Source organism: Psychrobacter immobilis, assembly GCF_904846065.1.
GTDB classification, from domain to species: Bacteria; Pseudomonadota; Gammaproteobacteria; order Pseudomonadales; family Moraxellaceae; genus Psychrobacter; species Psychrobacter immobilis_H.
In genome coordinates, this window is record NZ_CAJGZV010000001.1 from 2,127,833 (window position 1) to 2,150,998 (window position 23,166).

General features: G+C 42.1%; 18 protein-coding genes. 10 read left to right on the forward strand and 8 right to left on the reverse strand.

Annotation, left to right across the window (positions count from 1 at the left end; all coding sequences use genetic code 11):
• The first annotated feature begins 325 nt into the window (after positions 1-325).
• The 3 genes from JMW64_RS08735 to dusA all read left to right on the forward strand — a co-directional run bounded on the left by JMW64_RS08735 (position 326) and on the right by dusA (position 4,677).
• Complete coding sequence (locus JMW64_RS08735) at positions 326-1,966, forward strand: phospholipase D family protein (protein ID WP_201554234.1); 1,641 nt, start codon at positions 326-328, stop codon at positions 1,964-1,966.
• Positions 1,967-2,271: 305 nt separating this feature from the next.
• On the forward strand, positions 2,272-3,573 hold the full coding sequence (locus tag JMW64_RS08740; protein ID WP_201554236.1) for an MFS transporter: 1,302 nt from the start codon (positions 2,272-2,274) through the stop codon (positions 3,571-3,573).
• Between the two features lie 132 nt (positions 3,574-3,705).
• Entirely contained in the window at positions 3,706-4,677 is a 972-nt protein-coding gene (gene dusA, locus JMW64_RS08745) for a tRNA dihydrouridine(20/20a) synthase DusA (RefSeq protein WP_201554237.1), read from the forward strand.
• A gap of 60 nt (positions 4,678-4,737) precedes the next feature.
• Here the strand turns inward: dusA and JMW64_RS08750 are convergent, their stop codons facing one another.
• The 4 genes from JMW64_RS08750 to JMW64_RS08765 all read right to left on the reverse strand — a co-directional run bounded on the left by JMW64_RS08750 (position 4,738) and on the right by JMW64_RS08765 (position 10,884).
• Positions 4,738-5,526, reverse strand: a complete 789-nt coding sequence (locus JMW64_RS08750) for a CPBP family intramembrane glutamic endopeptidase (RefSeq protein WP_227694145.1) — start codon at positions 5,524-5,526, stop codon at positions 4,738-4,740.
• A 76-nt stretch (positions 5,527-5,602) separates the two neighbouring features.
• Positions 5,603-6,493 (reverse strand): alpha/beta hydrolase, encoded by an 891-nt coding sequence (locus JMW64_RS08755; RefSeq protein WP_201554240.1) that lies wholly within the window; start codon positions 6,491-6,493, stop codon positions 5,603-5,605.
• A 135-nt stretch (positions 6,494-6,628) separates the two neighbouring features.
• Positions 6,629-7,684, reverse strand: coding sequence for a signal peptide peptidase SppA (gene sppA, locus JMW64_RS08760; protein WP_201554241.1), 1,056 nt, complete (start codon positions 7,682-7,684; stop codon positions 6,629-6,631).
• A gap of 206 nt (positions 7,685-7,890) precedes the next feature.
• On the reverse strand, positions 7,891-10,884 hold the full coding sequence (locus JMW64_RS08765; protein WP_201554243.1) for a ComEC/Rec2 family competence protein: 2,994 nt from the start codon (positions 10,882-10,884) through the stop codon (positions 7,891-7,893).
• 323 nt (positions 10,885-11,207) lie between these two features.
• Between JMW64_RS08765 and JMW64_RS08770 the strand changes: the two genes are divergently transcribed.
• Positions 11,208-11,783 (forward strand): DUF2062 domain-containing protein, encoded by a 576-nt coding sequence (locus JMW64_RS08770; protein WP_227694148.1) that lies wholly within the window; start codon positions 11,208-11,210, stop codon positions 11,781-11,783.
• Between the two features lie 181 nt (positions 11,784-11,964).
• Here the strand turns inward: JMW64_RS08770 and JMW64_RS08775 are convergent, their stop codons facing one another.
• The 3 genes from JMW64_RS08775 to JMW64_RS08785 all read right to left on the reverse strand — a co-directional run bounded on the left by JMW64_RS08775 (position 11,965) and on the right by JMW64_RS08785 (position 14,681).
• A complete protein-coding gene (locus JMW64_RS08775; protein ID WP_045451359.1) occupies positions 11,965-12,273 on the reverse strand; it encodes a hypothetical protein in 309 nt (102 codons plus the stop codon).
• A gap of 336 nt (positions 12,274-12,609) precedes the next feature.
• Positions 12,610-13,290: a lipoprotein-releasing ABC transporter ATP-binding protein LolD gene (gene lolD, locus JMW64_RS08780; protein ID WP_045451357.1), complete on the reverse strand. Its 681-nt coding sequence runs from the start codon at positions 13,288-13,290 to the stop codon at positions 12,610-12,612.
• Positions 13,291-13,445: 155 nt separating this feature from the next.
• Positions 13,446-14,681, reverse strand: coding sequence for a lipoprotein-releasing ABC transporter permease subunit (locus JMW64_RS08785; protein ID WP_055123885.1), 1,236 nt, complete (start codon positions 14,679-14,681; stop codon positions 13,446-13,448).
• Positions 14,682-15,139: 458 nt separating this feature from the next.
• On the opposite strand from JMW64_RS08785, the gene JMW64_RS08790 reads away from it, so the two are divergent.
• A complete protein-coding gene (locus JMW64_RS08790; protein WP_201554244.1) occupies positions 15,140-16,114 on the forward strand; it encodes a hypothetical protein in 975 nt (324 codons plus the stop codon).
• Between the two features lie 130 nt (positions 16,115-16,244).
• Here JMW64_RS08790 and JMW64_RS08795 read toward each other — a convergent pair whose 3' ends face one another.
• Positions 16,245-16,634, reverse strand: a complete 390-nt coding sequence (locus JMW64_RS08795; RefSeq protein ID WP_055123882.1) for a hypothetical protein — start codon at positions 16,632-16,634, stop codon at positions 16,245-16,247.
• 861 nt (positions 16,635-17,495) lie between these two features.
• On the opposite strand from JMW64_RS08795, the gene ccoN reads away from it, so the two are divergent.
• The 5 genes from ccoN (at position 17,496) to ccoG (ending at position 22,829) form a co-directional block, all read left to right on the forward strand.
• Entirely contained in the window at positions 17,496-18,977 is a 1,482-nt protein-coding gene (ccoN, locus tag JMW64_RS08800; RefSeq protein ID WP_045445398.1) for a cytochrome-c oxidase, cbb3-type subunit I, read from the forward strand.
• A gap of 9 nt (positions 18,978-18,986) precedes the next feature.
• Positions 18,987-19,625 carry a cytochrome-c oxidase, cbb3-type subunit II gene (ccoO, locus tag JMW64_RS08805; RefSeq protein WP_045445396.1) on the forward strand — a complete coding sequence of 213 codons (639 nt, stop codon included), beginning with the start codon at positions 18,987-18,989 and terminating at the stop codon, positions 19,623-19,625.
• Positions 19,625-19,807 carry a CcoQ/FixQ family Cbb3-type cytochrome c oxidase assembly chaperone gene (locus tag JMW64_RS08810; protein ID WP_010199605.1) on the forward strand — a complete coding sequence of 61 codons (183 nt, stop codon included), beginning with the start codon at positions 19,625-19,627 and terminating at the stop codon, positions 19,805-19,807. Before ccoO ends, JMW64_RS08810 begins: the two co-directional genes overlap by 1 nt.
• A complete protein-coding gene (gene ccoP / locus JMW64_RS08815) occupies positions 19,804-20,940 on the forward strand; it encodes a cytochrome-c oxidase, cbb3-type subunit III (RefSeq protein ID WP_201554245.1) in 1,137 nt (378 codons plus the stop codon). Before JMW64_RS08810 ends, ccoP begins: the two co-directional genes overlap by 4 nt.
• 479 nt (positions 20,941-21,419) lie before the next feature.
• A complete protein-coding gene (gene ccoG, locus JMW64_RS08820; protein WP_201554246.1) occupies positions 21,420-22,829 on the forward strand; it encodes a cytochrome c oxidase accessory protein CcoG in 1,410 nt (469 codons plus the stop codon).
• The last annotated feature ends 337 nt before the right edge of the window (positions 22,830-23,166 follow it).

The following is a 23,166-nucleotide window of genomic DNA, read 5'->3' on the forward strand; positions in this document are numbered from 1 at the left end:
TCTAGACAACAGATGAAAGAGAGAGCATATCTAAACGATAAGTAAATAATGACTGAATAAGTCGCTGAATCTAACAAAAATAACGTATTTATAATAGGCATAGATGACGACAGCTGATAAGCTTAGCGGCGATTTAATTTTTGTCTTGGGCGATATTGTTATACGCTTCGTAATCAGTGCTATCATCGGTAAAATAAACGATGCACTAGCGCATGTCCTTCATTCAATTGATAGTCTTTTTAATGGACTAAAAATGAGGACATGCCCTCACGCTTACTTTCTAACAAATACTTCTTTATGTAAGGCTCACTAAGGTAATTCATTTATGTCGATGTTCAGTATAGAACCAAGCAACTTATCGTTGAGTCTAACACTCGGACTAACCTTAGGTCTTAGTGGATGTCAGGTTTTGCCAAAACAGCCGCACTTACCTGAGAGCCAAGCATTATCAGCACGAGTACATGACTTATATCAACACGAAGACAATCAAGAAACTGGACAAAGTGACACAGTAGCAACCAATGACGTTGATTTGGTAGCATCGATTAGCGAGCAGAATGATATTCACCCAGATTTATCCGGCTACCACCCCATTGTAACTGGTGCCAATGCTTTTGCTTCTCGCAGTATATTAACGGACATGTCCACACGTAATATCGATGCGCAGTATTATATTTGGCATAATGACCAAGCTGGTCAGCTACTATTGAAAGATCTGTGGGAAGCGGCTGAACGCGGCATCATTGTACGCTTACTATTAGATGATTTTAATAATGACGCCACCTTCGATCAGCATTTATTACGTTTTTCCAGTCATCCGAACATTGCGGTACGAATCATCAATCCGCTGATGCACCGTAAGTTTCAAACATTAAACTACGTCACAGGTCTGCCACGTATCAATCGCCGCATGCACAATAAAAGCATGACTTTTGATAAGCAGATTACCATCATTGGGGGACGTAATATTGGCAATGAATATTTAAGCAATGACCAAAATAGTCAATTTGCGGATTTGGATGTTTTACTCATCGGTAAAGTCGTCGCAGATATTGACAACAGTTTTTCAAGCTATTGGTCGTCGCCTTTGTCATTTGACATCGAAACGCTAGTGAAACCTGACAACAATACAGCGCCTGATTTCCTAGCGGCACTGGACAAGCTCGGTCAGGACGAAAAAGGTAGCGACAATCATTTGACGGTGTATAAAGAAGCGCTGGAAGAGTCAACGATAGACAGTGACTTGGTCAATAAACGCGTGCCTTTTCGCTGGACAGACATGCAGTTTTTGAGTGATGATGTGGGCAAGCTGACCAAAACGGTACCAGCGGATACCAATTTGGTGCATCAATTGCGTACCTTATTAGGCAGCCCAACCAAAAAGCTAACCATCATTTCCTCTTACTTTGTACCCACCAAAGATGGTGTCAATACTTTAGTGCAATTGGCTGAAGCTGGTATCGAGATTAAGATTTTGACCAATTCATTTGATGCGACCGACGTGACTGCTGTGCATTCTGGCTATAGTCAATGGCGACCTAACTTGCTGCGCGCCGGTGTCAAAATCTACGAGCTAAAATCCACTGCCTCTGAAGAAAAACGCGAAAACAAGCTTTGGAAAGCTCGTAGTCAATCCTCAACCAGTTTACATGCAAAAACGTTTGCCGTTGATGACTATCAAGTATTCATTGGCTCCTATAATGTCGACCCTCGCTCTGCCAATATCAATACAGAAATGGGTGTGATCATCAATGATGATGAGCTGGCAAAACAATTGCATGGTGCGCTGAGCGATGACCTGCTAAACCAAGCTTATGAAGTCAAACTATCAGATAATGGTAAGCTACAGTGGCATACTATAGAAGACGATAAAAAAGTGGTTTACGATTCAGAGCCACGCGTCGATATCAGCGATCATGTCTGGCTGACTATCATGTCATGGTTACCTATTGATTGGTTGCTATAGCTGCCATCATCAAAAACACTCTAAAACTTGGTCATATTTACATAATAACAGCGCTATTGAGTGATTCTTTGACCTAATTTTTTTTAGTTTGAATACTTTTTAGTTGGAGTGCTTTTCATTTAAGCACTATTCATTCAAGTGCTCTTAACTCCGATGCTTATTGCTCAATAACTTTTAGCTCAAACGTCTTTATTTTTTCGGCAAATCATTATTTTTCATATTGATTTGTCGTTTTTTATTATAGCCGGTTATCCAGATAATAATCGGCTTAACGAATACTATTATATGTGGATGCGCGACCTATTATGCCTTCTCGTTCTCAATATGCAATGATGTCCTCTAAAGACAGAAACACCGTACTGTTTATCTGCTTTAGCAGCGCAGTCGCGTTTTTTGATTTTTTGATTTATTTATATCTAGCAGATATCATGGCGACCGCTTTTTTCCCTGCTAATATCGATCCAGCTATTACAAAGGTACAAGGGCTTGGTCTATTTGCAATTGGCTATTTGGCACGCCCACTTGGCGGTATCATCTTTGGTCGTTATGGTGATATCAAAGGCCGAAAACCGATACTGTTGATCAGTATATTAGTGACGGCGGCCAGCTTGTTGGCGATGGCTTGCTTACCTACCTATGGGCAATGGGGGTTGATTGCACCAACCTTATTTATAGTCTTGAGGCTGATACAAGGCATGGCATTTGGTCTTTATGTGCCACTCGCTTGGGTTTTTGTGGCAGAGCATGTGCCGCGCCAATATTCGTCAGTATCTTGTAGCTATGTTACTGCCAGTTTTTATGTAGGCGTGTTGTTTTCTAATGCCTTTTTTCTTTGGTTAACCAATTCTATGACGACTGAGCAATTGGCTAATTACGGCTGGCGCTTGCCATTTTTCATCGCGGCCATTCTGAGTTTATTACCATTATTGGCGTGGCGATGGATAGATGAGTCACCCTTTTTTCTGGAAATGAAAAACTCAAAACCAAGCGATTATGTTGCCAAACCCTTCAATTTACTCTTTAAGCATTGCAAACATTCGCTATTTATCGGCATGGTTCTCACGCTTATTGTTTCTAGCATCACGACTGTGGTTGTGCTATTGCTACCCGATTTGATTGAATTACGTTTTACCTTAGACAGCGATTTATTTGGATTCTCACACAGTCTGGGTATAGTGTTCATGGTTTTTGGTTGTATTTTTTATGGGATAATATCCAACCACCAAAACTTCGGTAAGATTCTGACGGTTGGCTCTATTCTTTTGATCGCTCAGATGTTTGCCTTTTTTTACCATCTGCAAGCCAGCGGTGACTACATCCTCATTATGTATGCGCTTTTAGGCTTTTGTGCTGGCATCGTTGGGATGATACCTGCCATCCTCGTACAGTTATTTCCGACCAATGTAAGACTAACAGGAATGGCTTTTTGTTATAATATCGCCTACGGTATTGTTGGAGTGCTTGTGCCTTTTGGACTAGGTTATGCCACTCTGTATGTGAGTTTCTCACCAGCGCTCTACATTGCATTTATCGGTTTTATCGGCATAATAATGGGTATTTATTTTTATAATTTGCCTGAATTCAAAAAAATCGACCACATTATTTAGCTAGTAGGTAGCTGCCTATTATCTGCATAACGATTGAAATTATAAAATTAAGGTGCAATCGTATGTCTCATACATTGCACCTTGTTCATTTATTTAAGACACCAATATTATAAAATATTAAGGCTCAAAACCATGGTTGATATGACCAACAAACGACTCTCAGTCGCACCCATGATCGACTGGACAACGACGGACTATCGTTATTTTGCTCGGCTTTTTAATCCGCATGTTTATTTGTACACCGAGATGATCAGTACGGGTGCGCTGATACATGGCAATCGTGCACGGCATCTGCGCTTTGATACGCTTGAGCATCCGCTGGTACTACAGTTGGGCGGAGCAGATATTAGCGAGATGACGCAATGTGCTGAATTTGCTCAGCAATATGGCTATGATGAGGTCAATATCAATGTTGGTTGTCCCTCTGATCGCGTACAGAATAATAAAATAGGTGCGTGTTTGATGGCTGAGCCTAATACGGTCGCTGATTTGGTCAAACACATGCAAGCAGCGGTCGATATCCCAGTAACCGTCAAGCATCGTATTGGTATCGATGATTTTGACAGTTATGAGTTTATGGTAGATTTTGTAGAAAAAGTGGCAGCAGCGGGTTGTACACGCTTTATTGTCCATGCACGTACTGCATGGCTACAGGGGCTTAGCCCCAAGCAAAATCGCGAGATACCACCGCTACGTTATGAGGATGTCTATCGTCTCAAACAAGACTTTCCACAATTCGATATCGAGATTAATGGCGGCATCGATACTGTTAAAGACATCGAAGCACATTTGCAGCATGTGGATGGCGTGATGATTGGTCGCGCGTTTTATCACAACCCTTACCTATTAGCAGAAACCAATAGCTTATGGAACGAACCAGCACCTAAGCGTTCAGATATTTTAGCGCAGCTGTATCCGTATATGGAGGCGCAGATTGCTAAAGGTGAAGCACTGCCAACGATGACAAGACATTATTTAGGGTTGTTTCAAGGACTGACGGGTGCGCGCAAATGGCGACAGGCATTAAGTGGTAAACCTCAGCTAACAATCGACGATATCAAACGAGCAGCGGATGAGGTGTTACTACTAAATCCTGATGCTTAAGAAAATCCATCATTATGACAGCTATAAAAGTGTAATGATGCCGAAATAGCCATTATTTATTTAGGCGGTTTGCGCAATATATTGCCACATCGCCGCCCCATTATTCACAATATGCAATAATATCGGCAGCAACAGCGAGCCTGACTTGATACGCGCGTAGCAAAATATCAATGCCAGTACCACGATGGTACTGATTTCATAAATACCATACTGCACATGGATCACTGCAAATATCAAGCTGGTCACGACACTTGCTACGATCGCCCCTCGATGCTTTGAATAAGTTGACGAAGTAAATTGCTCTGCGATCGCTGACCATAATAGACCACGAAATATCAGCTCTTCATAGATTGGCGCGACAATGACCATTGCAAATATCAACAGCCATACTGAGCTGACAGACTGATATAAAGGGTCAACGAAGAGCAATGGCGATTTATCAAGTAAATAAGTCAATGCCTGACTGCCAATCATAAATATCAATAGCAGCCCAAGCAATCCCATACCCACCGCAAATGAGAACGGCTTTAGCGCTAAATACTGCCGACTATCGCCGCTTCTTACATGGATCACCAAAAGGCTAATAGCGATCAATAACACGCAGCCTATAATAATAGAGAGGCTGACCACGGTGCCATCGTTACTACCAAAAAAGAAGATATCAGCCATGGTTGAATTTTTAGAAGCTGGTAAGACTAGCTTGCCAGCGATATACACGCCTAGCAGCTGACTGATAAAAAATGCCATCAGCATACCAACAGTCAGTAGAAAGACACCCAACCTTGAAAATAGCGGCGTGCGCTTAGGCGGCGTATTAAGATTGTGCGAACCAGTAGCATTTTTTAGCATAAAGTCATTACTCAAACGGATATTTTGTCAGCTCGCATTAACATAAGCAATAATGAGCATAAATAGTCATCAGCGATTATGTTGGTAGTTGCTGCTCAATCAATGATAATACTTGCTGAGAGACCGACTCTGGATACTCAAGTGGAAACATATGACCACCGGCATGGGTCTCATAAGGAATATTCAAACGCGACTTTATTTGTTGCGGAAATCGGCGTTTTAAAAAGATACTGTCTTGACCGATAATCAAAGTAACAGGCGGCTTTGGTCCATGATTTGGTGCCAGCCAATACCAAGATGGATTGGTGCGAAAGACAGCGACCTCACTGGCTTTCGGAATCGCCAATGTCACTTTGCCATCCGCACGTTCTTGTAGCCCATGCTCGATATAGCCTTGAAAACTGCGTTCATCAAAGTTTTTGAAAAAGCCTTTGTGCCGCATCTTATCATACGCATCTGCGCGGCTATCCCAGACATCACGGCGATGCTTAGACACGCCAGCTGGTGACAATTTATCCATCAGGCGGTTATTCATCATCGGCAATCTATCCGCCGTCTTTGCCAAATGCCATAGCAAGCTCACTTTGCCATAAATCCAAGGTGGATCCATGAGTACCGCTTGGGCAAAGTACTGCGGCGCACGATACAATGCCTGCAAGGTACACATCGCACCCAGCGAATGGCCCACTGCCACTACTTGCGACACACCATGCTTCTCACAGGTATTTTTGACACTATCAATAATCTGCTGTGTAAGACTACGCCAATGATCATCGACTGGATAATCAGGCGTTGCACCCAGCATGGCAATATATTCAATGGTAAAAAATTCTGCTAACTTCTCAAAAAATGGTTGATAAACCGCACTTGGCATCCCATTTGCATGAGCAAAATGCAGGACAGGTTTGTTGGTTATTGTAGAGACAGGTAAAGCAGTAAAAGTTGGCAAATTAATTTTATCACTCATGACAAGCTCTCTTCGATTTAAGTCGCTATTTAGGGTATTTTCTATAATCATTGAATCTCATATACAATTAAGGCTGAGCATAATCATACGCTCAGCCTCAACAATCATACACAGTAAATCTCAAACATAAAACGCTTAACGCATCTGCGCATTACCTTCTTCTTGCGGTAAAACATCAAGGCTGACACTAGAGCCAATGCCCGTACCCAATTTAACAGCAAAGCGGTCCATGAATAACTGGAACGGATCTGTTGGGCTATAATTGATGACATTACCCAGCTCTAACTGCTTTTCTAAGCTAGCGATGCTGCCTTTCTTATCGGCTAAGCCAAGCTCAATCGACTGCTCGCCTGTCCAGAATAACCCTGAAAACAGCTTATTTTGTTCAGGATTTTTGAGACGATCACCACGACCTTCTTTTACTGCATTAATGAAATGCTTGTGGGTGTTGTCTAATACTTTTTCGACATGTTTTTCTTCATAATCCGTTAACGGACGTGACAAACTTAAGATGTCTTTGTATTCACCAGCAGTAATCGTACGATCTTCTACGCCCACTTTATCCATCAAACCTTTGATGTTATAGCTTGGCATAATCACGCCAATAGAGCCAACCAAACTTGACGGGTTCACATAAATCTCATCCGCCGCAGAAGCAATATAATACGCGCCAGAAGCACCCATATCACCAATCACTGCATAGAGTTTTTTGTCTGGATATTCTTTACGCAAATCCATCATAGTCTGCCAAATCTCATCAGACTGTACTGGTGAGCCACCAGGTGAATTGATATCCAATGCTACCGCCTTTGAATTGCTATTTTCAAAAGCACGGGTCAATGCCTCATTGACATCATAAGCGTTGGCCACATCGCCACTACTAATGACACCTTGTAGCTCAACCACAGCTAAATGCGGCTTGCTCGTGTCAACACCATCTAAACCCGTTGGCGCGCTGCTGCTGCAACTACGACCAAGCGTCAGAAATATCAGTAAAATATAACCAAAGGTCAATAGTTTAAAAAAGATACTCCAGCGACGGGCGCGGCGTTGCTCGACCACACTAGCCAATAAAGTGTTTTCAAGCAATCGCCATTCTTGTCCACTCGGCTGGCTTGGCGGCGACATCGGTACTGGCTGATTTGCCGAATTGTCAGGACGTTTGTTAGGGTCTGGTGGCCAGTTGGGCATATAACTTCCTAAGTCAGAAACAGTCTAAAGCAATAAAAAGAGAAGATAGAAATACAGTCAGTAATAAGGAGCTGCTTGTCACTCCAAATACGGTCACAGTCATCTATATTCATAGGCTGCTAAGTATGGTGGTATTTCAATCATGGTTCAATAGTATAACTGGGAAATATCACTATATTGTAACATTGATTAGATAAGCGATATTTTTATGGCGTCATATTGGTAGTATCTACTGCCGCATTGAGAGACAACGTTGCTTCTAGCATTTTGTCATCATAAGTGATCATTTCATTGATAGTTTGACGATTTATCACCTCAGCAGTTATCTGTGATGTGCTATGTCCTAGCCATGTCACATTACGAAAAGGGCGTGGTTGCTCAGGTGGTTCAACTGGACATAACAATGTCCACATTTGCCAAATACGCTGATGAGTATCTGCATTTAATATCAGACGTGCCTGAGGCATATTGGCTTGATGAGTCGGTGGCTGGCTACTTGATGTGAGTGTTTGCGCAGTGGCAGGTGTTGATTTGAGTGGATCAGCCGCATTATACTTTAATACCCTTATGGGCAAATTGGCATCTATAGCCACCGTACAATCCCAAACACTCGGACTGTCTATTTTGCTCCATCCTGTCAATGCTTGTATGGACAAGTCACCATTGCCCAACTGCCACGTTTTGCCTTGTTCACAGCGTTGCACACTGATATTCGTCATGTCCTTGGATTGGCTAGTGACTTTATAGGCTTGCTGAAATGCAAACCAATGATCAGAGCGCCCTGCTTGCCAATACTGACTAATAGGTAAACGCTGATTAAGCTGAAAAACCGTCAAAGGCAACAGCTCAGAAGCACTAGCATTAGAAGCTAAATACGTCTTATCAGTAGTAAGCGTCTCCGTCAATCCAGCACTACTACTCTGCACGACTATACCTTCTAGTGTATCAACTGACAAGCTACCCAGCTGCTGCGCCAATGTCATCGACAGCTTATTCGCCTTTAGATTACTTGGCATCGTTCGTGCGGCATTGGGTCTGTGGTCAGATAAAAATAGCCAGCTGATGTTTGTCTTATGCGTATTTGTTGTGGATGACTGCTCATTATTGACAACAGGATACTGCAACAAAGCAGCGCTTATATAGGGATCACCCGTTGGTAAGATATACAAGGTCGGTATCGTCGTTAGTGATTGCTGATTGGCATATATCGTCGTCATTAATAAGGTTAGCGGCGGCAGTGCCAGCCAACGACTGATAAATCCTCGTGGTAGTAGCCATGGCAACATACTTAATAGTACCATCAGCAATATGGCGACATTCACGGGGGTATAAAGCCACGCTTCTGACAATGCTGGTAATGAAGTTAACCACGCTATCAGTTCATGCAATTTCGCGACAATGGCGCTAACGAGCAGCCAAATACTATCAGCAATAGCAGGTGATAAAAGATAGCACAGCCCTGCCAACAGATTAAGCGGCACAATCACCCAACCAAATAAACCGATAGCAAACAGATTGATGACAAGACCCCACAGCGACGCCTTGCCAAATAATAGCAATGTAATAGGTAATAAAGTAATAAATAGCCAAAATTGTAATTTGAATACACGTTTGCCTATTATCCAAACACGCTTGAATGCAGTCTCTACTACACTGGCATTATGAGCAGACGCCGTTTCTGATACGACAGCTGATTGCGTATATGATGCATCATCAAATTTAAGGAGTAATGCCACTGCGATAAAAGATAGCCAGTACCCTGCCTGCCATAATACGTAGGGATCAAACCATGCCATCAACACTGCCAATGCAAACAACACCCGCATCGTACTAACCGGCAATAATGTTAAACGTACCAAACCTATCGCGAATAACATCCATGCGGTACGAGCAGCGGGTACATCAAAACCAGTAAATAGCGCATAAATAAAAGCAGCAGCGATCATCACCCACCAGCGCACTTGCCAACGCGGTACATAACGATAAATCCTTGGCCATAGCCGATCAAAAAGCAACACCGCCGCACCCGCCAGCATAATCGCTAAAAACAATACATGAGTGCCAGAGATAGCCAGCAAATGTGAAATACCAGCCAGTTGATATAGATCTTTGGTATCGCGATTGATTAAACTGCGATCACCTGTGAGCAAACTTAAAGTGACCGCTTTTGCCTGTTGCGCTGCTGTGGTCTGTGTTGACCAATCTTGATAAAAATGCTGGCGTAATTGCCAACGTCCTTGATTAATATAAGTCTGAAAACGCTGCAGATATGAAGAAGAGGCAAATGCTGGCTTTGATACCTCAGTATTGGTGACATTTGATGTGCCAACGGTCAATATATTAGCGACTCCATCAATATGACGACCTCGCAGCCAGCGATAACTGTCAAAACCAGATGGATTGCTCAACGCTTGCTCAGAGGTCGCCAGTGGTGCAAGCGCTAAACTCATAAGCAGCTGGTCGTCAGGTTGTAAATAATTTAAGCGGTCAAACGGATTATTATCCAAATTTTTCTTGGATGATTGTTTTGATGAATTTTTTGGATAACCATTGAGCAATACACGGTACGTGCCATCCTTACCGTTATTATTATTGTTATTTGAGTTATTTTCATACAATCTATTATTGCTTAGGCTATTATTTTCATCTATTAGAAAGTTACTGGTCATGGCATCTAAATCTTCAACCGCCAACGCCGACACCAAGGGTGATATATCACTAATGACAGCAACTTGTCGATAGCCACTGTCCGTGGCGACGTCATAAACGCTGTCACTTATCCCTTCGATAGTGACTAATGCTTGCACACGCATTGGCTCAGTGATTTCTGTTAATTCTGCTTGTTGATGGCTAATCAGGGCTTGCAGCGCACTGCCAACGATTAATCCAATTGCCAATACAGCAACTAAAACATGATTCAAGATACGAAAGAAGAGTTTAGATTTATGTGAAATATTATATGAAGGATTACGTAAAGAGAGACCAGCAGTATGTTGCGATAAATGGCTGGGTTTTGCAGAAGGTACATTAAACTGGGCAATAACCATCAGGATAATAGCAAAAATAATGAGCGATAAAGATAAGATGGGAGTATTTAATATATCCATTAACGATGAGCTAGTGGGTATCGCCATACTATCTGCGACTGCCAAAACGCCCATCATGGCGATAATAATCAAGCTACCAATCAACCAGTACACCAGCGCTCCTTGCTTGATGAGGTGAATATTAGTTTTTGCCTAAATAAAGCCATTTGTTATGATAAATAGCCACTTAATATGACGAAAATGTACCGAAACACCAAAACACAGATTGATACTAAAACCAGAAACAACAACTGATACGTCATGCAATAGCATTTATATAACTATTACCCTATACTGACTGACATATTGCGATGATGATAATCTGATATCATTATCCTATATATTCTCAGCTGTACACTTTATGAATAATATTACTTTATAGCAGACCATCAATGCGATTGAGCGGACTGTAGCTAACGATTACAAAAGGCGATCCTGTGCCCCAAAAACGTCTGAAAGACCTGCTTCCTACGCCAGAGAAAATCTTAGAAAGCCGCACCTTAAAACTGTTCGCACCGCATCTGGCTGATCCACGATTATGGCACTTTAATCGACATAGCTTAAATAAAGCGGTCTATATTGGGGTGCTTAGTGCATTTTTCCCATTGCCAGGGCAGATGCTGCTGGCTCTAGTTGGCTCATTAATTTTTCGTGCCAATGTTCCCATGGCGCTCGGCTTGACTTGGATTACCAATCCACTTACGAGCTTGCCGATCTTTTATGCAGGCTATTATATCGGTGCCAAAATCCTTGACGTACCGATGATTAGTCTGCGGCTTATCGGCAGGATGATTGCTGATTTTAGCTTATGGGCACTATCAGATGGTGCAAATCCATTTATTACCTATCGCGGCACGGTATCGATTGCTGCTTTTTGCATAGGCTTGACGATATTAGCAATTGTGACCAGCATCGTTTGTGGACTGGCATTTAAGGCAGTTTGGCGCTACAAAACCGTCGTGAGCTGGCAAAAACGTCAGCAAGAACCTTCTGATAAATCACCTAAAACCTAATATATGCTGCTGTTATCAAGTCATGGTAACCTTAACGTAGCGAACCACCCTTTACTGTCAACCATTCGCTAACGATAGCAATCTAGAACACCATCTACTCTCGATTTTTCTATGCTATGTCTCGATATCACCTTAAGCTGGCTATGACTTAAAAAAAAGCCATTTTCTTTGTTGATACCAGTCACTCTGCTTCTTTATTCTTTTCTATGGCCGCAAGGATGTTGTCCGTAAGGCTAGTGTCCATCACGAAAACTTCAACCACTTTTTCATCTTTAAGCAATGTATAGCGTTTGCCCGTTGCACTGTCTTGAGCTTTTAGATCATAATCAACGCCAGCCAAAGTAATGGCATCAAAAACGGGTGTTAATAGATCTATTTGTGCCTGTTTATCAATTGTCTCGAATAACGTCACATCCATATAGGGTTTTAAAGGTTCATTGCCTTCTTCGGCACTGCCAAAAGCAGCGATTGGGTCGTCATCTCTATCCATAATAACAGTCCTTCTTCAATAAATTGGCGGCATTTTGCAGCCCCATTTTGCGTTTATTTTTATTAAAAACTTAGTGTCTGTTGAACATAATCTTGTCGTTCTAGAATATATCCTCATTTAATAATGATGATAAAAGCAAGACAAATTGCCGTTAAACAAGAGAAACAACACAGATCATAGTGATATTAATCAGCGGTTCAGTTCAACAACGTTTGACAAATTTTAGCCCATGTAGATATCAATTGACTTAAATCAGGACACACCCTACTACTTAATAACAATAACCATTTACGCTATTAAAAATAAAGCGTTAAAAAATGCAGCGTTAAAAAACAGTTAATACTGCTCCCAATGACCGTTGCGTAGCAATAACTGACGATCCGCCAACGCCGCGAGATTGCGATCATGTGTCACCATTAATAGTGCGGTTTGCATGGTATTTTGCAGCTCTGATAATAATCCAAACACGCTTTGCGCATTGTCATAGTCCAAATTACCAGTTGGCTCATCTGCCAAAATAAGCGACGGCTTCGTAACCAAAGCACGGGCAATAGCCACACGCTGGCGCTCGCCCCCCGATAGCTCACCAGGTCTATGCGCCAGACGATGCTCAAGTCCGACACTTTCTAGTATCGCAATTGCTTGCTCTCTTGCTGAAGTCGTTGAGACCTCTGGTCGCATCAATAACGGCATTGCAACGTTTTCAATGGCAGTAAATTCGGCTAACAAATGATGAAACTGATAAATAAATCCCAAATGCTTGTTACGCATGGCACCGCGCTCAGTTTCATTCATACTATTTAACAATTGACCATGTAGCCAGACCTCGCCGCTGGTTGGCGTATCAAGACCACCAAGCAAGTGTAGCAAAGTGCTCTTGCCTGAACCACTGGTGCCAACGATGGCGATGCGCTCGCCAGCATGGACGGTCAAATCCAAGCCAGTCAGTACTTGCGTACTAACCGCCCCTTCATCATATATCTTGTTGATATTTTTAGCCTCTAAAATGGCAGACATGGCTTTTCCTTTATTCTATTTATACTGGTATTGATGCTTTATTCAGCGCTACAAACAATTTATCAGCCTAAACTTGCATTAAAATTAATTTTAACTAACAAGCATTGTTAATAACTTAAACTGTATATAAAAACTTAAGCGGCATATAAAATCATTTATTCATAACGCAACGTCTGTGCTGGCTGAATCTTAGCCGCTCGGCGTGCTGGATAAATAGTTGCCAAAAAGCTCAGTACGAAAGACGCACCTGTAATCAATACCACATCTAGTACACGCAACTCTGATGGTAAATAATTAACAAAATACGCATCAAACAAGTTCAAATTAAAGACTTGATTAATAAAGCCTAAAATATCACTCACTGTAAGCGCAAATATCACGCCCAGTATCGTGCCAGCAATCGTACCAATCACACCGATGACCACGCCTTGCACCATAAACACTTGGGTAATCAAACGAGGAGACGCACCAAAAGTTTTTAGAATCGCAATGTCCGCTTTTTTGTCGGTAACGAGCATCACTAGGCTGGAGACAATATTAAAAGCTGCTACTAAGATAATTAAAAATAGCAGCAAGCCGACCATGGCTTTTTCCATTTGAATCGCGCCAAATAGGTTGCCATGCGTTTGTGTCCAATCATTAGGATACAACTGCTGAGGGGCAATAGCGGCGGCTTTTTCTGCTGCCATTGGAGCGGTAAAAATATCATTGAGCTTCATACGCACACCCTGCGCGCCGTCTGGCAGACGCAACAGTTTTGCCGCATCACCCATCGGGATAAATGCCATGAGACTATCCACTTCTGGACTGATGGTAAAAATACCTGTCAAGGTAAAGCGCTTGAATCGTGGTATCACGCCAGCTGGTGAAGGCGATGCCTCTGGCAGCACTAGCGTCACTTTATCACCCAGTTGCAGCCCTAGAGACTGTACCATCTCTTCACCCAGTACAATATTGAACTCACCACTTTGTAAAGTATCAATACTGCCTTGAACCATATGTTCATTGATAATAGAGACATCTTTTTCGTATTCAGGATCGACACCAGTGACCATAATCCCTGCAACCTGACCGTTTGACGTCAACATCCCTTGCAGTTGAATAAAGGGCGCTACAGCTGCCACTTCAGGATCTTCTTTAATTTTATCAGCCAATTGCTTCCAATCACTGATAATCTCGGTGGAAACGACCGTTGCTTGCGGGACCATACCCAAAATACGGGTTTTTAACTCCCGATCAAAACCATTCATGACTGATAGCACCGTGATCAATACGGCAACCCCAAGAGTCAAACCAATCATCGAGATAAGCGAGATAAAGGAGATAAAACCATTACTACGCTCTGCTCGGGTGTATCGTAAGCCGATAAACAACGCTAAAGGACGAAACATATTCAAACTCTTTATCTTATCTACGTGCGACTTTATATATACTATAAAACGAGCAACAGCAAATGCATCTCACACCTGCACTTGCCATAGTCACATATAAATCGAACACAAAAACAGGGTTTCAGACGAGCCAAAGACAGCCGTCAAAAGGGAGCTAGTTTGACACAATTTGGCTGATATGTGCCAGTCATTAGCAAAAACTGGGCGTATTTTTTAATAAAAAACTGGCTTTTGTTACTATTTTTTATGAGGGGCTTGCTATTACTTGCGTCAATACCTATATATTGTATGCTAAGGACAATTGTCATTAACCATTCATTTCATTGTTGTTTGTTGACCCTTTACTGATGACAACGTTGCCAACTATCATAAATCTATCGTGTTAAATAGAGCCTTATGATAGCCAGCAATAGCCGTTTCAGGTCCAAACCTCACGCTGACTAATTTTGAGTATCTTCATGACCATTAATTATCAATATAAAAACGTCCAATCTCCCACCAAGATCACCATGACTGATGAGCAATCTGCAGGTCACGCCGATCATTGGCGTATTCTGACCGATGACATGAGTCATGACGTGCCAGAATGGCTACAAAAAATGATCGAAAAGGCGGCCATGCCTAAAGGTCTCAATAGCAATGTCAGCGCTCAAGACAGCTGCCTATTGCTGTCTGAAAATCAGCCTTGTCATATCAATCAAGTATTGGCCATGAAAAATGGCAAGCCTGAATGCTTTATCAATGCTTATCCTTGTGTCGATAGCCCGTATGGACTCAATTGTAAGATTGAGCGCATCATTGCCAATGACAATTCACACGATGCTGTATTACGCTTGCGTACCGCTGATGGCAGTATTATTTACGCCTTTGACCAGCTCTACACCACCAATCGCCATTTATATCAGCGAGACACTTCTTACTTTGTGAACTTTAGCGCTTGGGCACATGAGATTAAGCTAAGTGAGCAAAACGAAGTCATCATGGTTGAAGATCAAGAAGCGATCCGCTACCACCGTGCATTTAACGACATCGTTGCCGCCAATGATGGAAAAATACCCGATGATCTGCAAGAGCAAATCAAAGAATGGAAACCAGAGACCAAAGCGCAAATGGCACCAGTTGAGATCAACTTAGGTCACATGTGTGCCTATCTATTCGGTGATACTTTGGGACAAGAAGATGAAGCATGGTGCCAAGGTCAGGTGCTCGGCAAGCAAAAAACAGTGTTTAATGATAAATCCATTATCCTGTTTGATGTCGTGATACTACGCGAACAAGATGCCGATCCTTTCGTGATTCGTATCGGCGCGCTCAACACGCCAGAGACGGCTTCTATTAAAGTGCATGACTACGTACAAGCGAACGTCTGGCTACAAGCTGCCATCTATAAAGAAAACCAGCAAAGTGCGGCGCAGCAATCAAAAGCCAGTTAACTACTTTACGAGTCATCCGCTACTTTTAAGAATGACCATTAAATGTATCATCAAATAAAAAGCCCCTAATAAGCATTAGGGGCTTTTTGTCTTCTTACAATCGTCAGTATAAAACCCTGCGAATATAGAATTAAGCCATGGTCGTCATTGATTTAATACGAGTATATAGCTCTTTTTGTTCAGCACTTGGGCGTGCCGTTTGTACTGCCATCAGTTGTGACATATCGCCTTCAACGCGAATTTTACCACCCATAAAAGCACCCATAATTTCATTGGTATCGAAATCAGTGATGATTGACTGCAAGATACTGCGGTCAAGCAACAAGGTAGTTGTCGCGGCATCGTTCAAGCCGCGATGCAACAAACCGTTTGCAAAGTTTGCTTCGATGTCTTGCTCAGTGTCAGATACTTTTAGATTGACGATCATATTCGCCAGTGCTGGCGGCAAATTTAGCTCGCCTGCCTCATTACCCATTTGCTCAACTTGCTCAAACCACTCATCTGTCAAAAAAACTGCCATATTATTGTCCTTAATTGGTGTTATTTCAGGCTACCGTTGTTTGGCTCACTCGCCTGACTGGATATCAAGTGATAAAATAGTTGCTCATAATAGCAGTACAAAAACTGCTATCATCACTTATATTTAGCCTCATTATAAGGGTCGACTTGATGATAAGTAAAACTTATTTAGAGTGCTTATGCGGCCATTGTTACAAAAATGCTGCTGGTCATGATATCTAAGCGTAGTAATTACTGTCCCTCTATCCCCAAAATGTATTCCTAGAATCGTGATAAAATTGGGTATAAAATAGACAAATTGCACAGCTATAATAAGTTGCTTGCTAAGATTTTTACCAAAGAGTTTGTATTTTGCCGCATAGTTCTGATGATATTTGATTAGGATTGCGTTACAATACCCTTAAACAGAGTCGGGAGTTTTAACTAAACATTACGCAAACATGTTTTTTTGTCAGCCGCCGCTAGCATACGTCTATGGTCAGTACCTTTTTATGGCCCTATGGATATTGGTATCTATCTTCATTAGTACAGCATTTTTGGTAATAATTAAGATAAATACTTCACCTCTTTAGATGTTTGATGCTCAAAAACGGCGCATCTTCTTATTCACCTTAATGATTTATTAACAATCCTACTATCGACCAGCTGTGAGTGTCGTGCGTTTAAAACGCCTTTATGCCTCAATACCAGCTGATATAAAGCGAAAGCTTAGATTGATAGTTAATAATATTATGGTGATAAGCGAGACAAAAAACAGCATGTGCCGCGATTCTATTTTTATCTGACTATTACTTTTATGATGCAGATAGCGCGGAGAGTTAGTTAATTCTGTTGATAATTCGGGCTGTAAAGGAATCATCCAATGAGTTTACAAAACACAGCAGTCGCCCCAGTTGACCGTGAGTACGAAATTACTATCGTAAGATTCTTTACGATAATGGCCGTGGTATGGGGCATCGTCGGCATGAGTATTGGTGTGTTCATTGCTTCACAGTTAGCATGGCCATCACTTAACTTTGACATTCCATGGCTGACATTTAGTCGTTTAAGACCGCTACATACCAATGCGGTCATTTTTGCGTTCGGTGGCTCTGCCCTGTTCGCAACGTCTTACTATATTGTTCAGCGCACCTGTAAGACAAGGTTATTTGCTCCTTATTTAGCTTGGTTTACCTTTTGGGGTTGGCAAGCCGTTATCGTATCAGCGGTTATTACCCTACCTTTAGGTTTAACATCGACCAAGGAATACGCTGAGCTTGAGTGGCCCATCGATATTTTGATTGCCTTGGTATGGATCTCTTATGCCATTGTTTTCTTCGGTACGCTCATCAAACGTAAAACCTCACATATTTATGTGGCTAACTGGTTCTTTGCAGCCTTTATTATTACGATTGCATTACTGCATATCGTAAACAGCATGGCGATTCCTGTTAGCGCATTTAAGTCTTACTCGTTATTTGGCGGTGCGACCGATGCGATGGTGCAGTGGTGGTACGGACATAACGCGGTAGGTTTTTATCTAACGGCAGCTTTCTTAGGAATGATGTATTACTTCGTTCCAGTACAGATTGGTCGTCCTATTTATTCTTATCGTTTGTCTATCGTTCACTTTTGGGCACTTATTGCGTCATATATGTGGGCTGGTGGTCACCATTTGCATTATTCAGCGCTTCCAGATTGGACGCAGTCTCTAGCAATGGTATTCTCAATCATCCTGTTTGCGCCATCTTGGGGTGGTATGATTAACGGTGTGCTAACACTATCGGGCAGCTGGGATAAATTACGTACCGATCCGATCATTCGCTTTATGATTGTGGCATTGTCGTTCTATGCGATGTCGACGTTCGAAGGCCCGATGATGTCGATTAAGACAGTGAATGCGTTATCGCATAATACGGATTGGACAGTCGGTCACGTACACTCAGGTGCACTTGGTTGGGTAGGTATGATTACCATTGGTTCGCTATATGTACTGTTACCACGTATTTATAACAAACCTAAGATGTATTCTATCAGCTTAATCACCACGCATTTTTGGTTGGCGACAGCGGGTACTATTTTCTATATCGTATCTATGTGGATTTCAGGTATTGGCCAAGGCATGATGTGGCTGGCTACTAATCCAGACGGTACATTGGTATATAGCTTCGTTGATACAGTTGAGTTCTCACATTTCCCATATATTGGTCGTGCTTTTGGTGGCCTATTGTATGTATCGGGTATGTTTGTGATGGCATATAACGTTTATAAAACACTTAAAATGCCAGAAGGTAAGCCTGTCGATATCGCAGATCCTACTGATCATGAACCTAGTGTTGATAAACCTTCAGCAGCTAACGTATAAGGAGCGATCATGTCTGGTACACCGCATGAAATTATTGAAAAAAATACAGGCTTGTTGGTTATCGGTATCGTTATTGCTATTAGCTTTGCAACGCTAGTTGAAATCGTACCATTGATATATGACAACAAGGGTCCTGAAGAAGGTGGGGTGAATGCTCCCCTGCCCTCTATGGAGCCATGGACTGCACTAGAATTTGAGGGTCGTGACATCTATATTCGTGAAGGTTGTCACGTTTGTCATACTCAGATGATTCGTCCACTACGTGCTGAAGTTGAACGTTATGGACCTTACTCGCGTGCTGCTGAATCTACGTGGGATCACCCATTCTTATGGGGTTCAAAGCGTACTGGACCTGATCTGGCACGTGTTGGCGGTCGTTATTCTGAAGACTGGCAAAAGCAGCATTTGATTGCGCCACGTTCACTAGTACCTGAATCAGTAATGCCTGGCTTCCCGTGGCTTGCTACCAACGAAGTGAATGGTGAAAACGTTCAAACTAAAATGCGTCTATTCCGTGATCGCTTTGGTGTACCTTACACTGAAGAGGATATCGAAGGAGCACCAGATGCTGTACTTGGTGCCACTGAACTTGATGCTTTGGTTGCTTATCTACAGCAACTGGGCACCGCGATGGAAGGACAGCGCTAATGGGTATTGGTGAATTACAAACAATTGCGACCGTTTCTGCCTTTGTTGCCTTCGTAGGTGTTGCATGGTGGGCGTATTCGCCAAAAAACAAAAAACGCTTCGAAGAAGATGCACAACTTGCGCTTGATGACGAGGATATAAAATCTCTGTCTGAAGAGCAGCGCAATAAGGATAAACGATGACATTTTTTTGGAGTTCTTGGATTACCATACTAAGTATCATGTGTTGGGCTGCTATCCTCGGTGTCTTACTAATGGTATTGAAGTACAAGCCAGAACTAGAAGATGACGGTACGACAGGCCACGCTTATGATGGTATCAAAGAGTACGACAAGCCATTACCTAAATGGTGGCTCGTGATATTTTTTGGATCTATCGCTTGGGGTGTTGCCTATTGGGTATTTTTCCCAGGTATTTTCCCATCAAAATGGGAAGGTATTGCCACTGTAGAAGTCGATGGCGAAATTGTACCGTGGACCTCTAAGAACGAGCTATATAGCGAGCTTGAGAGTAATAACAAAGTATTTACTGATAACTTTGAGAAAAACATTTTAGCAAAAGCGGATGCTAGTGGTGCGACAGAGACCTTAGCGGCACTTGCTGAGTTACAGGCAACGATGCGCCGCAGTGAAACACCACCAGCAGATCTGCAAGCTCAAATTGATGAGAAAACTGCAGAACTATCTCCTTATGTAGAAAAGCTTTCAGAAAACCCGAATGCTTTAAAGGTTGGTAGTCGTTTGTTCTTACAGAACTGTGCGGTCTGTCATGGCTCTAACGCCAAAGGTGCGGTAGGCTATCCAAATCTAACTGATAATGACTGGTTATATGGCGGAGAAGCGTCAAACATTTTGACCACGCTACATAAAGGTCGAGTTGGTGGTATGGCTGCATGGCGTGATCAAATCGGTGAAGATGGGGTACGTGCGGTATCTGAATACGTGCTATCAATATCTGGCAACCAACCTGGTTACGAGCTTGATAAAGCTCAAGTCACTCAAGGTGAGGCAATCTTTAATGAGCCGACTAACTGTGTACTTTGTCATGGTGCAGATGCCAAAGGTATGACTTCTACTGGCGCGCCAAACTTGACAGATGACATTTGGTTATATGGTGGTGATCGTGAGACCATCCGCGAAACCTTACGTTATGGTCGTGCTGGCGTGATGCCTGAGTGGGAAACCAAACTGGGTAATGAGCGTATTATGCTGCTTGCAGCTTATGTTTACTCATTATCAGATAAAACCCCTCAACCTGCTGCTAAAGCACCAACCGCTACTCAAGTAGCAACCACTGTAGAAACGACGGCTAATTAATATTTAAAGATGGTTGTCATAGCATCAGTGGATAAGATTTGATAAAGGGAGAACTGTTATTGCAGTTCTCCTTTTTTTATAAACTCTTTGATGAGAGTTTATTAACTGCTACCGCATTGTCAAAATTTGAGTAGCAAATGAAATGCAGTTTAATACTGCATAGAGCACGACCAATATATCGATCATTATGCTGATATATTGATTGGTTTTTAAGATTATTACCCCATTTATGATAGGGAGAATGCTAAAATGACACTACCTAAAAACCACTTATTAGTGGCGAATTTAGAAGATAGTCACCCATTCTCATTAAGCTAATTGCAATCGATCATTTGGTAGATGGGTTAAAATATTTTTCTGTTCAAAATTTTATCCGCTACTTACTGACATTGATAACATCACACACTCATACATCTGATGATTAAAGATGTTTGTTCATCATGCCAGCAAACTGATTCTTTTTTAAAAGAGGCACGTTTATGTCAGCACCACAACCCAATAAAATCCCTGTACAGCAAATTGACCTTGATGCGACCAAGCATCGAGTTCACCCTAGGTTTGTCACCGGTTTCTATCAAAACATTCGTGTCGTCACGATGTATGCGCTTTTAACCGCTTTTCTGCTTTTGCCGTGGTTACGTTATAATGGTAGGCAAGCAATATGGCTTGATGTTCCCTCGCAGCATTACTATATTTTTGGCATGACTTTTTTGACCCAAGATTTTTACTTCATTGCCGCCTTTGCGATTATTGCCGCATTCACTTTATTCATGGTGACTGTGTATGCGGGGCGTGTTTGGTGTGGCTATGCCTGCCCTCAGACGATCTGGACACATCTTTATCAATATGTTGAAAAATGGGTGATTGGCGATCGCAACAAGCGTATCAAGTTTGACAAAGAACCGATGAGCGCCAAAAAAGCTTTTAAACGTTCTTTGATATATTTTATTTGGTTAGTATTTTCAGTGATTACCGCGGCAACTTTTGTCAGTTATGTCGCTGGAACAGATTATTTATATCAGAGCTGGCAAACCATTGGTTTTATTCCTATTCCTGATTGGCCAACATGGGTATGGGTATCAATGTTTATCTTTACCTTTGCCACTTATGCCAATGCGGGCTACATGCGTGAGCAGATGTGCGTACAGATCTGTCCTTATGGTCGTTTTCAGAGCGTTATGTTTGATAAAGATACGTTAGTTGTGTCTTATGATTATGAACGTGGCGAACCTCGCGGGGCACGTAAAAAAGGCACCCATCCTGAACATTTAGGGGATTGTATCGAATGTACCATGTGCGTACAGGTTTGTCCGACTGGGATTGATATTCGAGATGGCTTGCAAGTTGGTTGCATCCAATGTGCTGCTTGTATTGACGCTTGTAATGAAATTATGGATAAAGTCGGGTATCCACGTGGACTCATTCGTTATACGACAGAACGACAGTTGTCAGAAAAAGAAAATACCCGCGTCATCAGTCCACGTCTATTTGCTTATTTAGCCGTTATTACTATTTTATGTGGTGGCGTTATTTATGCATTGACGGACCGTGTACCGTTAGAGATTGATATTCGCCGTGACCGTAATCAGTTGTCTTCAGTGAATAATCAAGGCATGATTGAAAACAGCTATATCGTCAAGCTGACTAATAAAACACAAGAGCCGCATACCTATACAATAACCCTTGCTCCACAAGAAGGTTTGAGCTTGGCGCTGCGATTCAACGATGTACCATTAGAAGCAGGTGAAAGCTTTGATATGCCTGTGAGTATTTATGGCGATCCTAAGGTCATCGATTTTGAACAAACATCAGTGACCCTAAATGTGACCAGTGAAGATGGTCAGTATAAAGTCAGTAAACAAAACGTATTTACTACTCAAGGGCAGTAGGTTTTTATGAGCGATTGATAGCTTAGCTAGGGCGCGTCCTCATTTTAAAAGTGGTAATAGAAATGCAATAAATGGCAGCCAAACTGGGAAAATAGTATAGATAATATCGTACTATTAACCAGCTGTTTGATATAGTTTGGCAAAATTTAACCATTTTTAATCCATTTAGGTGCTTTCATTCAGACTGAGGATGCGCCCTAGTATATAATTCTATATTTCACCTGTGAGTCAGTGGCTAGCAGGTGGACGATTTATCATTAAACTGGCAGCTGTTTCGCTGTCAGCTTATCCATTGATACAGTGTATAGATATCTGATAAGCAGATATCTGATTAATA